The sequence below is a fragment of the Ilumatobacter fluminis genome, assembly GCF_004364865.1.
In the GTDB taxonomy this organism is placed as follows: Bacteria; Actinomycetota; Acidimicrobiia; order Acidimicrobiales; family Ilumatobacteraceae; genus Ilumatobacter; species Ilumatobacter fluminis.
On the sequence record NZ_SOAU01000001.1, the window covers coordinates 4,441,499 to 4,459,399 of the forward strand.

Here is a 17,901-nt window from a genome sequence, read left to right on the forward strand (position 1 = left end):
AATCCACCAGGCGTCCGGCGGGGCTGGGACGGGCGGGCGTCAGCCGGCGGCTGAACCAACGGCGGTGGCGGTGAGTGCGGACGCGCTGTCGGCGGTGCCGAAGGGGCCGAGGTCGACGACCACGTCGACGTTCCAGGTGATGGCGGCCGGATCACTCGTGTCGAGGTTCTGGGCTTCGTAGAAGTCGGTCGAGCCGAGGGTGATGTCGCTGCACAGCAGGGCCGGTCCCTGGCAGTCGACGACGGTCTGGCTCCCGGTGCCGGTCGTCAGGTCGACGTTGCCGGTCGTGTAGATGTTGCCGACGCCGAGCGCGTTGTCGACCCGCTGGTCGATGGCGAACGTGAGCTGATCGCCCTCGACCACCACGTCGCCCGAGTACTCGTAGACCGAGTCGGCGACGTCGGAGTCACGCCCGACGAGCGACCCGGTGCCGCTGATCGTGTGGGTCGCGTCGTCGAGCCCGGTGAACGGCAGCGGTGCGACCGGCACCCGCAGGTCGTGCCAGCGCTTGGCGACGTACAGCTGTGCATTGTCGCGGAAGGCGACGAGCGCGGGCTCGTCCGCGAGGAACTCGTCCCACGGCGTCGCGAACGCCTCGACGGTCACGTCGTTCACGACCCGCACCGGCACATCGAGTGTCTCGGCGTCGTAGTACACCTTGTCGCACACGCCGAACGTCGAGCAGACGACGTCGCCGGCCTCGATCCAGTCGAGGGTGAGTTCGGCGTCGGTCGTGGTCGACGTGTCGAGCACGGCGACGAACTCGATCTCGCGGTCGCCGACGGTCGTGGTGATCGTGTCGCCGTCGACGCCGTGTTCGACCACGCTCGGCAGTTCGATCACGCTCGCCGAGTCGAACGCCACGTCCTCGGTCGACCGCTCGATCACGACCATCGACGGTCGGCCGCTGCCGTCGTCGGTGTGGACGATCCACTCGGCCCGGACACCCTCGGGCGAGTGGGCGATCTCGGTGACGGCGAGGGTGAGGTAGTGGGCCTCGTCGCCGTCCTCCACGACCCGGATCGGGATCAGCTCGTGTCCGAGTGGCAGGTCGATGGCCTCGGCGAAGCCGTCGGGGTCGGTGATCTCGACGTGGTAGTAGGTCGACGGCACGTCGGTGTTCTCCACCACGTACGGCACCAACGCGTCGGCCTCGCCGCGGAACAGTTGCTCGACGGCCTTGCGCATCAGGCCGACCTGGTGGCCGTTGTTCTTGAACGCGTACAGCTCGTCGAGCCACTCCGGTGTGATGTCGAGATGGTCGGAGTCGAGGTTCGCCATCGGGGAGGCGACGTACTCGAGAGTGTTGACGTAGTAGACGGCGTCCTTCGCCTCGGGCTTCAGGTACTGCGACCATCGCGACACGTCGGTGTACTCGAGCTGGTCGACGTCGACGAAGTAGGCGTCGTGGTTGAAGGTGGTGGCGTTGTAGAGCACGCGGTCGGACACGCCGTGCGCCCAGTAGATGTAGTCGTTGCCGATCGCCATCTCACGGGTGAAGCGGGCGACCTCGTTCACGTCGGGGTCGGGCACCGGGAACGTCGACTCGAAGACCGCGACAGCCGTGCCGTCGTCGTCGAACCGTTCGACACTGCTCACGACCACACCGTCGATCAGCTGGTGCGACAGCGGTTCGGCGGGCGTGAGCAGGTTGCCCGCGTCGGCCGACACCTCTTCGGCCAGCGCCTCGACGACGAAGAAGCGGGGCCGCTCACCGGCGTTCGGGTCGGCGCCGTCGGGCCCGTGGACGAACACGTCCCACTCGGCTCGTGCGCCACCGACGATCATGCCGCCGCCTCCGTTGTAGAGGTTGAGGGCGAGGAAGTACTCGCCGTCGGGGTCGTCGCTCTCGAGGAAGCGGGTCGGGGCGAGGCGGAAGCCGTCGGGTAGTTCGTTCTGTTCGAACGCCTCGCGGGCGGCGTCGTCGACGAACTCCCAGCGGATGTACACGGAGCCGGGTGACGGCGGTTCATCGTCGAGTTCGCTCTTGACGAGGAAGTTGAACCACGCCGCGTTGCCCGGGTCGAACACGTCCTCGGCGTAGTCGTGCGCCTCCATCCCGACGAACAGCTTCTTCCAGAGGTTGCGCAACTCGGCGAGCTGGTCGGGGGTCGGGGCAAGCGGTGTCGGCGGGATGGTGACGACGACCTGCTCGAGGTCACCCGCCGCGGGCGACGCGAGCGAGAGCGGCGTCGCGGTGGGAGGATCGGCCTGCTGGGCGTTCCGGTCGAGTGCGTTGTAGGCCTCGACGAACTCGGCGGCGTTCGATGTGTGGAACACCACCTCGCCGCTGATCGCACCGTCGTCGATGTCGAGCGCACCGCTCATCGCCGCTGCGCCGCGCAGCGACCGGTCGGCCTCGACGTCGTCGTACAGGGCAGGCAGGCCGACGACGAACGACAGGTCGGCATCGGGGTCGAGCGCGGCGAGGTACGGCGTCAGTTCACCGCTGGTCCGGTCGGCGGCGGCGACGGCGTCGACGGCCGCAGCCGTGCTGCCGACGACGAGCACGCCTCCGGGGAGCACCGTCACCTGATCGCTCGCCTCGTCGATCGTCGATGCGTCGGCGCTGTCGGACAGCGACGCGAGCGCGAAGGTCCCGACTATCGGGTCGGTGGTCCGCCCGATCCACCAGGGCCCGTCGACCACCGATGCGTCGACCAGTTCGACAATCCACTCGAGGTCGCCGGTCAGATCGTCGAAGGCGGGGTCGGTGGCGCCGTCGAAGGCGGATGGATCGGCGACGACTGCCACGCTGCGCGTGTCTGCCGGAAGGAGGGTGACGAGCTCGACCGGGCCGTCGTCCGCCGGATCGCTCGCGTCCGCCTCGGTCGTAATCGGCAGCGTCGACGCAGCAGCCGTGTTCGGCGTCGTGGTCTCGGGTGAGGTGGCGTCGGGTGTGGCGTCGACGTCCGTCGACGTGGCGTCGGGCCCAGCATCAGCGGCGTCATCCGAGTCACCGGAGCAGGCGGAGGCGACCACGACGGCGAGGGCGAGCGCGAGCGAGATGCGCCGTGTCCGGGCGCGACGAAGAGCCGACATGTTCGACCACTACGGATCGAGCCCCGATTCTGGATCACGAATCCCACGACAGGTTCGGAGCCACGCCACCGCAGAAGCGAGCTCGACATCTCAGCGGTGACGATGATCCGGACGCGCGTCGACACGGCGTCTGCGACGACGGCCGCCGGGCACGATTGGTGCTGTGATCGGCCCCGGCGGAGCTAGGTCGTGGTCGAGGCTCGGCGCTGTTCGGCGTCGGGGCCGATGGCCAGGACGATGGCACCGAGGCGCTGTTCGGTGTCGACGAGCCGGTGAGCTTCGGCGACCTGCTCCATCGGCAGGACCCGATCGACGATGCCGACCAGATGACCCTCGTCGACCATGGCAGCCAGTTCGGTGAACGCTGCCCGACTCTCCCCGTCAGTCGCGGTCTGGATCCGGTCGTCGGTGAGCGGCAGCCTCGACGCTCGGAGCATCGTCGTGAACCGCGGGTTGCCGCTCACGTAGCGACCGTCGGGCCCGAGTAGGGCGAGCATGCGCCGGATCGGCGTGGACGGCACCATGTCGAAGATCACGTCGTAGCGGTCGTCGAGCGTGGCCAGATCGGTGGCCTGGTAGTCGACGAAGGTGGTGGCGCCCATCGAGCGCACGAACGACTCCTTGTGGGCGGCGTCGACACCGGTGACCTCAGCGCCCAACATCCGTGCGATCTGCACGCCGTACGCGCCGATGACGCCGCCGGCACCGTTGACCAACACCGTGTCGCCGGCGCCGACCTGTGCCCGGCGGAGCCCGTTGAGTGCGTTGCACGCCCCCAGCGGAAGGGCTGCCGCTTCGGCGAACGTCATCGTTGCCGGCTTCGGCGCGATGGTCGCCTTGGCGGGAAGAACGAGGTGTTCGCCGTACGAGCCGAGTCGGAGGCCGGTGGTTCCGTAGACCTCGTCGCCGACCTCGAAGTCCGTGACGTCGGCGCCGACGGCCTCGATCACCCCGGCGAAGTAGAGACCGAGTACGGGCCGTCGTGGCCGGCGAACGCCGAGCACCAGCCGCATCGGCACCGACAACCATGACGCACTGAACGAGCAGCTGCGCATCTCGGTGTCCGACTTGCACGCTTCCGCCGCCTGCACCCGGATCGACACCTGGTCGTCAGCCGGCTGTGGCCGTTCCACCTCGCTGATCGACAAGACCTCCGGCCCGCCGTACGAGTCGTAGGTGATCGCCGTCATGGAGGTGTCGCTCATCGAATCATCGTACGGGCGCCCACCTGGCGGGTTCGCGTGAGATCACGCTGTCGGTCGGCTCGCTCCTCGGGCTACTTCGTCGTCATCGGACGAACGAAGCCGTCGACGCGTGCCTCGCACCGCCAACAGCGAGCGATCGGGTCGAGGTCGTCGAGGTGGACGGACAATCTCGGCGGGAGCACGATCTCGGACTTGCCGCCCTTGACCGGCACTCGAATCGCGACGTCGTTCGAACCCGACGCCCTCTCGACCCGCGTGACGCGTCCGGGGAGCAGCGGCGCACGGGCGTCGGTCTCGTCGTGGACGAGGACGCGATCGCCGACCTGCAGGGCGTTCCAGTCGAGCCGGTTCATGCGGCGATCCGATCGGTCGCCGCTCGCCGGACCATCACCCACGGGTAGCCGATGAGTGTGATGGGAGCGGCAGGAGTCGGGGCCGCGGCCGCGGCCCCGACCTCGTCGGGGCCGATGTCGGGACGCCCGGCAGCGACCGGGTCGGTGGACGGAAGGATGGACATGGTGACTCCTCGAACCTTGACGGCTCGGCCGAGGCGTCGGGCCTGCACCGAGCGACTGGCACTGCTGGCCGTCCTGCCCAGACGAGGCGACTCATCCCGAGAAGCAGCACTGTAGCCCCTTTCGACGACGCCGGTTCGTCGAAGGGTGTAGGTTGATGTCAGGCGCCGTGTTCGTGAGCTGGACGGTCGTTCGACCTACGCCCGACGCACCGACTCGACGACGAGATGCGAGGAGCGTGCCATGCCAGAGACCGTCCACCGTGACGTCGTCGTCCCGACCGACCGGATCGACCCGGCCGTCCGTGCGAGCGCCATCGAGCGAGCCGAAAGCGAGGTGTCGTGATGCTCGAGTTCCAGTGGAACGCACTCCGCACCGGTGACCGGGTGGTCGTCCACGACGATGCCGATCCGAGGTTCGGCCTCCACGACGCGACCGTCTCGATGGTCCGGACACGGTTCCCCGGTGCCAGCGAGATCGGCGTTCGGTGCGACGACCGACCGTCCGTCATGACACGACCGTGGCGGCACGCCGTCCACCTCGTTCCCCTGGAGGGCGATCCGGACTGCTGGCGGTGCTCGGCGTCGGCAACCAACGTGTCGCCAACCGCCGTGTCGGTGGCGCCGGCAGGGAGCTGACCGCTCTCCGCACCGCAGCGGCGGGTGATCGGTTGGGCGAATGGCACGTCGACGCCGACGGGTGGCAACATCGGGGTCATGACACGACCGTTCAAGGTGCTCGGGATCCAGCAGATCGCCATCGGTGGGCTCGACAAAGGAGCGCTGACCGGCCTGTGGTCGGGGTTGTTCGGCATCGAGAAGGTCGGCGACTACGTGAGCGAGTCGGAGAACGTCGACGAGGACATCCTGCGGCTCGGCTCGGGCCCGCACGCGGTCGAGATCGACCTGATGCAGCCGCTCGATCCGGAGCGCTCGCCGAAGGTCCACGTGCCGACACTCAACCACGTCGGATTGTGGATCGACGATCTGCCCGCCGCCGTCGAGTGGCTGACCGAGCAGGGCATGCGGTTCACGCCGGGCGGCATCCGCAAGGGTGCGTCGGGCTACGACGTGTGCTTCCTCCACCCGAAGGGCAACGACGAGACACCCCGCAGCGGAGAGGGCGTGCTGATCGAGCTCGTCCAGGCCCCGCCCGAGGTCGTCGCCGAACTCACCTGACCGCCGGCCACCGGTTCGCCGGCACGCCCGCCCCCGACGCCGGCCCGGACGCCCAGTCGATGTAATCGCCTTCGGGTCCACCGGTGGACGCACAGGCGATGTAGTCCACCAGGAGTCCGCATTCCGCTGGTCAGCGGGGGCCGAGGTGGTAGCCGACGGTGTCGCCGAGGATGTGTGACTCCTCGAGGGTGAAGAAGCTGATCTGACCGCCGACGCCGAGCTGCAGCATCGCGGCGTTGGCCCGGACGTCCACCGGTACCTCGACGAAGTTGAGGGTCGAGGCGGTCGGCTGGGCCGGACCGCGTTCCCACGCCGTCAAGTGGCCGGGCCGGCTCCCGATGCCGGCGACGTTCAGCACGACCGACGCGGCGTCGGTCGGAATGGTCCCGACGCCGGCGAACTGCACGTCGATCGAGTCGCCACCGGCGACCTGGCCCTTCGGTCCGGGCACCGGTTCGGACGCTCGCGTGTCGAAGGTGCGCTCGGCCACGATCGGCACGAAGAGGCCGGCCACCGAGGGCTCCGCTTCAGGCCCGGTGATGTAGCCCGTGACGTCGCCGAGTGCGTGTGCACCGTGGGACGAGTAGATCGTGATCGCGCCGTCGTCTCCGATCGGCACGATGGCGAGGTTCGGTGCGGTCGTTCCCGCCGCGTCGAAGTTCACGGTCGAGGTGCCGGGCAGATCGATCCCGGTCGGATAGGCGGTGAGGTGGCCCGGCGCGTCCGACAGCGTTCCCGTCACGTTGATCACGACCGCCGCCACACCAGTGTCGGGCACCGATCCCACGCCGAGCACGGGAACGTCGATCGACCCGCCGGGTGCGATCTTGCCCTTCGGGCCCGGTGCGTCGGTGCCGGGTCGGGTGTCGAAGAACCGCTCGGGGGTGAGTGGGACGAATCGGCCGGCGGCGACCGGAGCGTCGGCGTCGACGTAGTAGCCGACGACGTCGGCCAGGAGGTCGACGGCATCGAGCGAGTAGAGGCTGACCGTGCCGTCGGCGCCGACCGGCACCGTCACGAGATTCGGGCGTGTCTGACCGGCGGCGACGATGTTGATCGATGAAGCCATCGGTCGCTCCTCGCCACCGGGGTAGACGGTGACGTAGCCGGGGCCGGCTGCGTTGGTGGCCGTGACGTTCATGACGACCGCGACCGCATCGTCGGGGACCCCGACCGATCCGGTCACTTGGACGTCGATCGAGGCGTCGGGTCCGACGGCCCCCTTCGGTCCGGCTGCGGTCTCGCCGGGGCGGGTGTCGAAGAGGCGGGCCGGGTCGAGCGGGACGTAGCGGGCAGCGGCGTCGAGTTCGGACTCCGGCGACGTCACCGTCACCACCCCGTCGACGTAGACGATGGCGTAGTCGGGGTCGCTCGCACCCGTGCAGCGCGACACGTAGGAACCGACCGGGCTGGTGTCGGAGCTCGTCGACGAGCAGGTCGGGGCGAGGTCGAGGTCGGCTGCGGCGTCGCCGGGGGCGAACTCCCCGAAGATCGGGCTGACGGCGGGTGGTGCGGTGCCGGCTGAGTGCGACACCGACGATGCCGTGATCTGCAGTGGACGTGGCGTGACGTCGATGGTGACGCTGGCCGTGGCCGGCGCATAGGCGTCGTCGTCGGGCACGAAGGTGGCCGTCAGGGTGTGCGTGCCGGCAGGCAGGGTCGTGCCCGCGTCGGGCACGTAGGTGACGGTGCCGGCAACGGGTGCACCGGCAGCGAGCTGGTCATCGGACAGCGGCGTGCCGTAGACGATGGCGGCGGGTTCGGGCCACGTCAGCGTCGAACCCGACTCGAGGGTCACCGTTGCGATGTTCGACCACTGGTCGCCGTCGAACGCCTGGAAGGTGAACTCGTCGGTCCCGTCGAAGTCGGTGACCGGCCGGTAGGTGCGATCCGGTCCGGCACCTTCGAGGATCCCGTGCTTCGGCCCGTCGACGATCCGATAGGTGACGGGGTCGGTATCGGTGGCCGACAGGGCGATCGGGGTTCCGGTGGGAGCGTTGCCGTAGACCACATGCTGGTCGTCGGCGACGGGGGATGCGTCGATGACCGTCCACACGTGTGGTGTCGCGGTGCCGGTGGTGCCCGCCACAGTCGAGCGGACCTCGAAGCGGTGCGGGCCGTCGGCGAGCTCGTCGACGCTGGTCGGCGACGAACACGGCTCGAAGTCGGCACCGTCGAGACGGCACTCGAATGTTGATCCGGGCTCGGACGAGAACGAGAACGTCGCCGTCCGTTCGGTCGTCGGGTCCTCCGGCGGGGTACCGAACTCGACCTGCGGACCCGACGGCGTCACCGTCCACTCCCAGCTGGCGGGAGTGAGGTCCGCGTACCCCGAGGAGTCCACCGCTGCCACCTCGACGCGATGGTCGCCGCTGCTGAGTCCGTGGACCGTCCAGTGGTCCGGGCACGGCTCCGGGTCGCTGCCGTCCAGACTGCACGTCGCCGCGACGACCTCGTTGCTGCCTGCGAGTTTGTCCAACTCGAACGTCGCGTCGGTCGAGTTCGTCGTTCCGGGCGGACCGCTGACGATCGTCGTGTCGGGGCGTTCGAAGTTCGGGTCGTCCGGATCGAGATCGACGGTCGCCGACTCCGAAACCGTCATCGACCGGCCGGCGAGGTCGCTGGCCCGAACCTGTACCCGGAGCGCCGACCCATCGGCGTCGGGTACGGCCAGTGCGCCGCGCCAGCCGCTTGCATCGACGATCACGTCGGTCCAGTCACCGTCGTCGACCTTGATCTCGACCGAGGCGATGGTCCCGTCGTCGGAGACGTCGCCGTCGAACCTGATGACGTCGCTGCCGAGGCCCCAGGTGTCGTCCGTCGTGATCGGGGACGAGTCGAACGAGACGTCCGGCACCTGGGTGTCGGCGAAGAAGGACACCGGCGTCGCCGTCGCCGTGGCGCCGACCCAGTCCTCGACCGTGAGTTCGAGGGTGTGATGCCCTCCGGCGACGTCGACCGGAATCAGGTCGGCGAAGCTGGTGATCTCCCCATCGGCGAAGTCGCGGCGTTCGACCTCGATGCCGTCGACGGTCACGACCAACGACCGGATCGAAGCGGCGGCGTCGGCGACGACGGCCACGTCGATCGGGCCGTCGGTGGCGACGTGGCGACCCTCGGTCGGGGATGCGATCGCTGCGTTCAGGTCTGCGGCCACGCTGCCGCCGTCGACGACGTCGTCGATGGTGGTGCAGTTGCCGAACACGTCGCACGCCGCCACGTGGACGTCGGTCTGCGGGCCGCGCTCCCATCGGGTGAAGGTGGTCGTCATCTGCTCGAGCAGAGGAAGGTCGGGGAACTCGGCTTGGACCGCTGCGTCGGTGCGATGGACCCGAATCGGTGGTGCGGTCGAGCCGCCGTCGCAGTCGAACGAGTCGGGGTCGAGGAACAGGTCGGTCGCCTCGCAGTCGAAGCGGACCTCGAACCGGGTACCGCCTGTGTGCGTCGACCCGGTGGGTGTCGCGCTGGACACCAGGCGGGGAGCCGTGGTGTCGATGACTCCCCTCCAGACATTCGGGCGTACGGCTCGGTTGCCGAGTGCGTCCGTGGCGCGCACGTCGATCTGGTACGAGTCCTCCAGGTCGTCGCCGATGTCGAAGGTCCACGTCGTCTCGGTGACGCCCGGACCCGACTCAGCCAGGTCGACCGGGGTCCAGGTCGGCGGTTCGGGGAGGTCGTCGACGGTGGCGCCGTCGGGCAGGGCGAGCAGGGTGTCCAGCGGGGTGAACGAGATCTCGACCGTCGTGACACCGGCGCCGTCGGCATCGGTCACCTCACCGGCGAGCTGGAGCACGTCGCCGCCGGCGATCACCCGCCGGGCCGCGTCCCGCTCGCCAACGGCCGCCTCGGGTGCGTTGGCGTCGAGGTGGACGACGGCAGCGGGTTGGTCGTGGAGGGAGACGTTCCCGACGGCGTCGGTGGCGCGCACCCGCACGTCCCACGGGCCGGACACGTCGATCGCCGTGGCGGAGAAGCGGTAGTCGATCTGCCACCGCTCGCCGTCGAATGTCGCCGGCTGCCAGTCGTGCTCGGTCGCGGTGTCGGTCGAGGGTGCGGGCACGAGTTGGACCTCGACGCCGTCGTCGGCGATGCCGGATGCTGCGTCCTCCGCTGAGCCGGTCAGCGAGACGACCGGTGCTCCAGTCGACGGGTCGGTGTCGGGCGCGATCGGCGTGGCCGGCACGGCGTCGAGGGCGACCTCGGGCGCGACGCCGTCGGCGACGACGGTCCGTCGGACGGTGCCCACGTTGCCGACGGCGTCGGTGGCCCGCACGCGGACGACAGACGGTCCGTCGTCCACGGGCAGCGCGTACGACCAGGTGTCGAGTCCCTCGGCGGCGTGGAACGGTCCGTCGTCCACGCTGACCTCGACGCTGACGACGCCGGCACCGATATCGGTCACGCCGCCACTCAGGATGAAGGTGCCGGGAAGGCTCTCGGAGCCACCGGGCACGGTGTCGGGCAGCGGTGCAACCGACACGTCGGGCAGGGCGCCGTCGACTCGGAGTTCGAGCTGTGCCGACGCTCGCAGCAGGGCGACCGGGTCGTGCGGCGTGAGCGTGAGTTCGGCCCATGGGAACCGGTCGGCGTCGCCGGTGTCGACTCCCTCGACGCCGACGAGGATGCAGCGGTCGAGCGGCGTGCGGTTCGTGAGTGCCGCGATCTCGCCGGGCGCGAGCGCCCGATCGAACATGGTGAAGTCGTCGATCAGGACGCCGTCGCCACTGATCCCGAGAGCGGCCGGGTCGGGTGTCCCCATCGCGAATCCGTCGACCCAGGGCTGCCCGTCGACGGTGATCGACCCGGTGCCGGCCTCCGTCCGCGTGACGACGATGTGGTGCCACTCGCCGTCCCACGGTCGGATGCGGTCGATGCTGTTGCCGAACTCGCTCCGGCCGATTCCGCCCGCCTGCCAGGTCACACGGTCGCCGCTGATGTCGAAGAACTGACTCGCCTGCGAGTCACGGATCGTCAGCGTGCGGACGATCGGGTTCGAATCGGGGTCGCTCCGGAACCAGATCGACAGGGTCACGGCTTCTCCGGCCGGGTTCGGCAGTTCGAGACGATCCGGTGTATGGAGGAGTGCCGCGAAGTCGGAGTTCGTCGCAGGGGACGGGGCGAGCCCGGCCGCCGGGAGCGAACCCGATGAGTTCATCGCATGGTTCCCGAGACGCGAGGAGTCGACGAACTCGGTCGCGCCGGGCAGATCGTCGAAGCGCAGATCGACGACCGGCGTCGAGTCGCCCGACGCACAGGCGAGCGAGTGGCCGACCGCGAAGTCGGCGTCGAGCCTGACGAGTTCCCCGGGCGTCGCAGGGCCGGTCGGATTCCCCCGCGGCGACTGCGTCGTGAGGAAGTAGGCGTCGGAGAAACGCCCGACGAGCAGGTCGGCGTTGTCGGGACCGACGTACCGAGTGCCGATCAGCCAGCCACCGGACCCGGGGATCCGTGCGACCACCGGAGTCGCGAGCTCGTTCGCGTTGCCGGCGCCGAGCATGATCACCCGTCGGGTGCCGAGCGCTGCCGAGACCTGGTCGGCGTCGGCCTGGAACCAGGTGGCCCACACACCGTCGAAGTCGTGATGGACGGCGGTCGCCACTCCTGTCTGCGTATCGATGGCGACATCGACCTCGGCGGTCGCGCTCGAGCTCCACGACAACGACTTGACGGTGGTCCAGTTCGCTCCCGACGGCACACTGCCGGCGGTGACGATCACGGGTCGGCGCCCGCGGGCCCAGGCGACGTCGAGGATCGGGATTGGGTCGGACCGGTCCTGGACGAACGGCGCTTCGAGTGTTTGCACGCCGCCGTCCGGTGTGCCGGTGCGGTCATAGCGTTGGCCGAGGAGGTGGACGTCGACCCGACCGTCGGCGCGATCGGTGGTGCTGGTCCACACGACGAAGAATCGGTCGCCGTCACTGGCGATCGCCGGGGCGAGATCGTGCACCGTCGGGCCGACGCCGCGGATGCCGAACTGCGACCGCGAGATGCTCGTCACCCCGTCGGTGATGGCCGCCGCGAGTCGATCCTCCTGACCGTTCACGGCGGCGACGCCGGCCTTCAGTGTGTAGTTGACGACCACTTCGTCGCAGTTGTTGGGGCACCCCGGGAACTCGAACGTCGCGTCGTAGGTACCGGGGCCGTCGACCGACCCGAACGCGAGTTCCAGCAGACCGAGCTGGCCGGAGGGATGCCGGTGCAGGAGCGGCTTGCAGTTGGTCGACTCGGGCGGGTTGCTGTCGCAGTCGACGAGGTCGGCTCGATCCTCACCGTCGGTCTCCACCAAACCCACATACCCGAAGCCGCACAGATCGGTCTGACGGTTGATCGTTGTGGTTGACCCGTCGTTCAGCGACCCTGGACCGTCGGCCACCGAGTGCCAGAGCTGTTCGAACTCGGAGAGGTGGAACCCGGCGGAGGTTCGGTTGAGGTAGACGCCGATCTCGAGGTCGCCGTTCTGGTCGCTCGCGTCGTTCACGGTGATCGAGTTCACGGTGAACGCCATACAGTTCTGGGCCATCGGCCACACCGTCATGCAGTCGGCGTCGTCGGTGCACGCGGTGGTGACGCCGCCGTTCTTGCGCTGGGCCCAGTCGTCGCGCGGAGGGTCCACCGTCGTGTCCGTGTCGCGGTCGAGTTCGAGGGTCGGGTCGAAGCCCGTGCCCGGCACGCGGGGCCACACCGACCCGAATCGTTGCCCGTCGTGGGATTCGTCGACCATGGCGAAGCTGTTCTGGGTGTCGGCGCGCATCGGGGTGACCGCCACCGAGGCATACGGGTGCGATGACTCCATGGCCGTGCGGCTGGTGAGATCGAGGTCGGGCGGGAGCGGGTCCTGGATGAGACGGCCGCTCGCGACGGCTCCGATCTCGATGGTGCCGACGGCATCGGGCCACACATCGAGTTGGTCGGTCCGGACGACGGTCTGGCTGGTATCGAAGGTGTCGGGGTCGAAATCGACGAGGACGGGCAGCGGATCGTCGACGGGCGTGTCGATGTCGAGCACGCTCGGGCCGAGCGGCACGCCGGCTTCGACGGCGGTCTCGAACTCGACGGATGTTCCGGGACGGACGAAGCCGCCGGGAGCGTCCGAGGTGATCGACACGGACATGGGTGGCACGTTCGAGGATCGGGGATGGAAGGCCCGGTCGTTCTCGTCGAGCTGTCCGTCGTCGGCGAGGAACCGTTCGGCTTCGTCGTCGATGCCGTCGAGGTCGGTGTCGGGGGCCAGCGGGTCGGACGTCACCGGCACCGTTCGTCCGGTCCGGTCGAGGGTGATCTCCCACCCCTCGATCTCCTCGGCGTCGGACAGCCCGTCACGGTCGGAGTCGACGACGGCAGGGTCGGTCCCGTACCGGAGTTCGTCGGCGTCGGACAGCCCGTCACCGTCGGTGTCGCCACTCGTCGGTGAGATGGCCACGCCGCGCTCGCGCTGCGCGAGCTCGTAGTCGTCGCTCAGTCCGTCCCCGTCGGTGTCCCAGGCGGTGTCGTCGGGGTCGAGTCCGCCACTGGCGGCGGAGCGCAGGCCGTCACCGTCGAAGTCGGTCATCGTCGCGAACGCCGGGTCCCATGCGAAGCGATGTCCGCTGTCGGTCGCGGTGGTGGCGAGGAACTCGTCGATCGTCGCCGGGAAGACGTCGAAGTGGACGGGGTCGAACGAGCTGACGTTCGAACCGGTGAAGGGCTCGATGTCGCAGTTCTCGATCGAGATGTACGGGATCCAGCACTCGAGCGTCGGAACGGCGTAGGCCATGTTCAGGTGGTACTGGAACGGTCGGCCGACGCCGGCGTCGGCGAAGGTGATCGCGCCGGGTGCCCGGACGCGTCGGGTCGCCGACGTCTTCTGGAGGGTCGCCCAGAAGTACCCGTCGTCGAACGAGGACGGCGTTTCCCACTCGGCCCGCATGTCGCCGAGGCTCGCGGACAGCGTGTCGGTGTCCGGGTCCGGCGACGTCACCGAGTACTCGAACGACGCCGACGTGAGATTGTGGGCGGAGAGGTAGCGCGGCTTCACGGCGAAGACGTTGTCCGGTCGGACGTGTCGGATGTTGGACGTCACGTCGAGCGCGACGTCCAACCGGTTGCCGACGACGTAGCCCCGACTGGGGTCACTGAGGCGGAACAGCGGCTCGTCGTCGGGCACCGTGACCGAGACGAGGTCGTCTCGGTCGAGGTCGACCAGCGGCCGGTAGGTGTACAGGAAGTCGGCGACGACCCCGATGATGCTGCCGCCGATGGTGAAGCACTGGTCGTCGACGGTCAACCGGTCACGATCGTCGTCCGAGCCGACCTCGCAGATCAGGCTGAGGATGCCGTCGATCGCCGAGACGACCGCCACGAGCAAGGCGCCGGCGACGGTCACGGTGAGGACGGCGAGCAGCACGATGAAGATCGACGTCGCCAACACGGTGCTGAGCGCAGCGTTGAACGCCGGGGTTCCGGCCACGATCCCGTTGCCGACCATCTCGGCGATGAAGAACCCCCAGGTGACACCCAGCACGAGCACCGTGCCGATGGCGGTCGCCGCGGTGGTGATCCCCAGCACCTTCGAGCTGGACGTCGCCAGCCCCACCATGGTCTGTCCGAGCGGGAGCGCGGCCCGTGCCACGTTGGCGAACGGGACGAAGACGGTGAGCGAGGCGACCGTGCCGGCGACCGACGCCGCCACACCGAGCGCGATCTGCGCGTCGGGGTCGCCGTCGAGCGCGAAGGCGACGGCGACACCGACGGCGACGGCGCCGGCCACCACCGCACCGGCGAGGAGGTCGTTCCGAACGGCGCGCCGCAGCGTCGAGAGGGTCCCCCGGTCACCCATCAGTCGGTAGACCTTGGCGGCGGCATGCGCCTTGGTCGACAGCGACCGCTTCAGGTACGGGAGTGTGTTCTCGAGGTACTTGAAGTGCACCATCTGTGCGGCGGTCTTGGCTGCGCGGACACCCCCGTTCACGCGAGCCCGAAGGTCTTCGTCGCTCTCGGGCTCGTAGGGGGCGATGTTGGTCGTGGTTCCGCCCGCGTCGGTCAGGGACAGGACCGTGCTGATGCCGTTGGCGACCCCGAGGTAGTAGCCCATCATCACGACGTCCTGCCCCAGCGCGATGTCGGGATCGAGCGGACCGTCGACCGAAGGGTCGTGGAGCTGCGTCGGGTCGTCCGGGTCGACGTTGATGTCGGCGTACTGCGTTTGGAGCCGGTCGCCGACCTGCTCGATCGAACAGCGTGACCAGACCGGAGAGGCCGCGCTGCCACCGCAGTACGAGCTCCAGGTGATTCCTCCGATTCGGGCGCGCTCGACCCCTGGGACCAGATCGACGCGCAGGTCGTGTCCGGACCATCCGACCCGACCGTCCCCGACGCTCACCTCGTCGATGCTGACCGTCCGCGTGTCCGAGGTGTACGCCGTCATCACCAACGGCATCGGTGAGGTGGTGGGGTTCCACGCGTCGGGGGAGCCGTAGCGCGGCAGCACCCGGTCGTAGATGTCCTCGGTGACGGCACGCATGGCCTCGTCGAACGTCGCGTGGGTTCGCTCCTCGACCGAGAACACATCGGGCAGTCCGTAGCGACCGTCGAGCGTCGTCGCCGACGCGTGGTCGAATCGGGTCGCCAGCCCGTCGACCTCCAACACGTAGACGTCCTCGCCGCCGGAGTCGGGCACGGCGGTGAGCAGGCGCTCGCTGAGCACGTCGGCCAGCGCCCAGGTCGGTCCGTTCTCGTAGACGTCGTCGTCGACCGCGGGGTCCTCGTGGATCAGCGCGGTCTGTGCGCCGTGTTCCTCGCTGACCTGGAGCCCGGTGAGGTTCCAATCGCCGGCGTAGGTGTGCACCACCTGGGGCTGGTCGTAGCGGTAGCCGTCGGCACCGCACACCGAGTCGGTCGGCACGTCGGGGTCGGCCGGGAGCGGGTCGGGATCCTCCGGCGTGCAGGTGATGTCGTTGTCGACGCGCACGGTCCACACGAGGCGGACGTCATGGGCATCACCCCAGGGCCAGCCGGCCTCGGGCGTCCGATACGGCATGCGGCCGCCGAACGCGACCCGCTCACCCGTTCGCTCGTCGGTGATCAAGCTCAGAGGCACGTAGGCACGCTCGGGGTCGTCCGGGTCGTCGAGCCGCACCGAATAGGGCCTGAGTGCATCCTCGTCGGGTACGACGGAGGCACCGGTGGGGAAGCCGATCTCGAGCATCGGCACCAAGCTGAGGTCGTCACGGCCGTGGTTGACGTCGCGGATCTGTCCCAGCGCGTCGTTCGGCCAGTCGAGCGGCCGGAGCGCGGCGCGGAGGTGGTCGGGGTTCGCCGGGCGGAGCTGGAACTCGACGAACATCGTCAGACCACCGGGGGTCAGGCCGTCGAGCGTGAGTGCCAGTGGATGCTCGTCGTCGAACGTGGGAGTCGCCGCCGTGAACGGCGACAGGTCGCGGTGGTCCGGGACACCGTCGCCGTCGTTGTCGGTGTCGAACAGGTCGGGGACGCCGTCACCGTCGGTGTCGGCCGGTGAGCCGCTCTCGGTGACGTCCCACTCGATCGAGTCGGGGATCCCGTCGTCGTTGCTGTCGGCCTTGTTGGGATCCGGGTACCAGACCGTGGCTCCTCCCGGCAGCGCGAACCCCTCGACCTCGGCCAGATCGAGGTGACCGTCGCCGTCGGTGTCGTCGCGGAGCGGATCGGTGCCGATCTGGATCTCCTCGTCGTCGTCGAGGCCGTCACCGTCGGTGTCCTGCTCCAGCGGATCGGTCCCGAGTTCCTGCTCCTCGTCGTCGGGTACCCCGTCTCCGTCGGAGTCGACCCCGCCGGCTTGCGACGGCCGATCGACGCCCGCCATCCGGTCGAGGTGTGGGTCGACGGCGAGGACGCCGTCGAGTTGGACCTGGCGGGCGAGTTCGGCGATCCCGGCGTCGTCGGTAGTCGGCGTCGAATCGTCGGCACCGCCGCTCGCAGGGGTGTCGCCGGCGGCCGTCGACGTGGGCGCGAGCGGATCGGTGAGCAACAGACCGACGACCACCGCGACGGCCACCGCCGATCGCGTCCGGTCGGGATGGCGTCGGCAGAACACGAGCATCCCGGCGGCGAGCAGCACGACGGGGACGAGAGACGCTCCGGTCGTCAGCGGCTGCACCACGAGTCGATCGGCGATCGCCGGCGGCGTCGACTCGGCGTACCCGAACCGCGAGAAGTCGGTGCGGAGGACGGCGGTCACGACCGAGTCGTCCACCGGCGGGAACCGAACCGACAGCTCGGTGCGGATGGGCAGACCGGTCGAGTTGTCGACCAACAGCTCCCCCGAGCCGGTCATGTCTCGGTAGTGCGCCGGGATCGCCACTGCCATGCCTGCCGACGCGCCACCGTGGTCCTGCAACGACGACGAGAGCTCGTGGGCCATGGAGGCGGCGAAGGCCGCGCCGTCGAGATCGAAGGCGTAGCGGCGTGCGTCGACACCGGGTGCGAGTCCGAGATCGACGACGTTCGTCGCACCGTGCAGGAAGCCGAGCTGGTCGCCCTCTGGTGCGAAACCGGGTGCCGCCGTCGACGACTTCTCCCACGATCCGGTACCGGTCCGCTGGTACGTCGCGCCGTCCGTCAGACGGAACCCGACCGAAGCGTCGTCGGGGTACGCGCCCGACGAGTTCGCCCACAACGCGAACTCCGACTCGGAACGATCGAGATCGGTCGTCCCCTCGAGGTGGAGATAGTCGGTGTGACTCGACGTACCCGCCGTCAGGGCCGAGGGCACCGGCGCCGTGACGGCCTCGACATCGCTGGTGAACGCATAGGAGCCCGAATCGCGGGCTCGTTCGAAAGCAGCGGCGACGCCGTCGGGCGGCGACTGCGAATCGGCGCGCAGGGCCGGGGTGAGGAGCAGGACGCCCGACACGGCCACCATGGCCGTGACACCCCATCGGCCCACTCGCCGCGACCGGCTGCGGGTCGTCGACCTGTTCGTCGCGTCCGCCCGACGTCGCGCCC

The 17,901-nt window shown here is 69.3% G+C and carries 7 protein-coding genes; 2 read left to right on the plus strand and 5 right to left on the minus strand.

The annotated features are described in order from the left end of the window. Positions 1-39 precede the first annotated feature (39 nt). From BDK89_RS20130 to BDK89_RS21925, 4 genes are all read right to left on the minus strand, one after another. On the minus strand, positions 40-3,042 hold the full coding sequence (locus BDK89_RS20130; protein ID WP_133870665.1) for a hypothetical protein: 3,003 nt from the start codon (positions 3,040-3,042) through the stop codon (positions 40-42). Positions 3,043-3,224: 182 nt separating this feature from the next. Next, complete coding sequence (locus BDK89_RS20135; RefSeq protein WP_208294145.1) at positions 3,225-4,247, minus strand: NAD(P)-dependent alcohol dehydrogenase; 1,023 nt, start codon at positions 4,245-4,247, stop codon at positions 3,225-3,227. A gap of 71 nt (positions 4,248-4,318) precedes the next feature. Beyond that, positions 4,319-4,600: a hypothetical protein gene (locus tag BDK89_RS20140; RefSeq protein ID WP_133870666.1), complete on the minus strand. Its 282-nt coding sequence runs from the start codon at positions 4,598-4,600 to the stop codon at positions 4,319-4,321. Further along, positions 4,597-4,764 (minus strand): hypothetical protein, encoded by a 168-nt coding sequence (locus tag BDK89_RS21925; RefSeq protein ID WP_166657722.1) that lies wholly within the window; start codon positions 4,762-4,764, stop codon positions 4,597-4,599. The genes BDK89_RS20140 and BDK89_RS21925 overlap by 4 nt, the downstream gene beginning before the upstream one ends. 339 nt (positions 4,765-5,103) lie before the next feature. Here BDK89_RS21925 and BDK89_RS20145 point away from each other — a divergent pair, with 339 nt between their 5' ends. Together BDK89_RS20145 and BDK89_RS20150 are read left to right on the plus strand one after the other, a co-directional pair. Then, positions 5,104-5,400 (plus strand): hypothetical protein, encoded by a 297-nt coding sequence (locus BDK89_RS20145; RefSeq protein ID WP_133870667.1) that lies wholly within the window; start codon positions 5,104-5,106, stop codon positions 5,398-5,400. Positions 5,401-5,478: 78 nt separating this feature from the next. Further along, positions 5,479-5,940, plus strand: coding sequence for a VOC family protein (locus BDK89_RS20150; protein ID WP_133870668.1), 462 nt, complete (start codon positions 5,479-5,481; stop codon positions 5,938-5,940). A gap of 130 nt (positions 5,941-6,070) precedes the next feature. Here BDK89_RS20150 and BDK89_RS20155 read toward each other — a convergent pair whose 3' ends face one another. Next, positions 6,071-17,818 (minus strand): Ig-like domain-containing protein, encoded by an 11,748-nt coding sequence (locus BDK89_RS20155; protein ID WP_133870669.1) that lies wholly within the window; start codon positions 17,816-17,818, stop codon positions 6,071-6,073. Positions 17,819-17,901 lie beyond the last annotated feature (83 nt).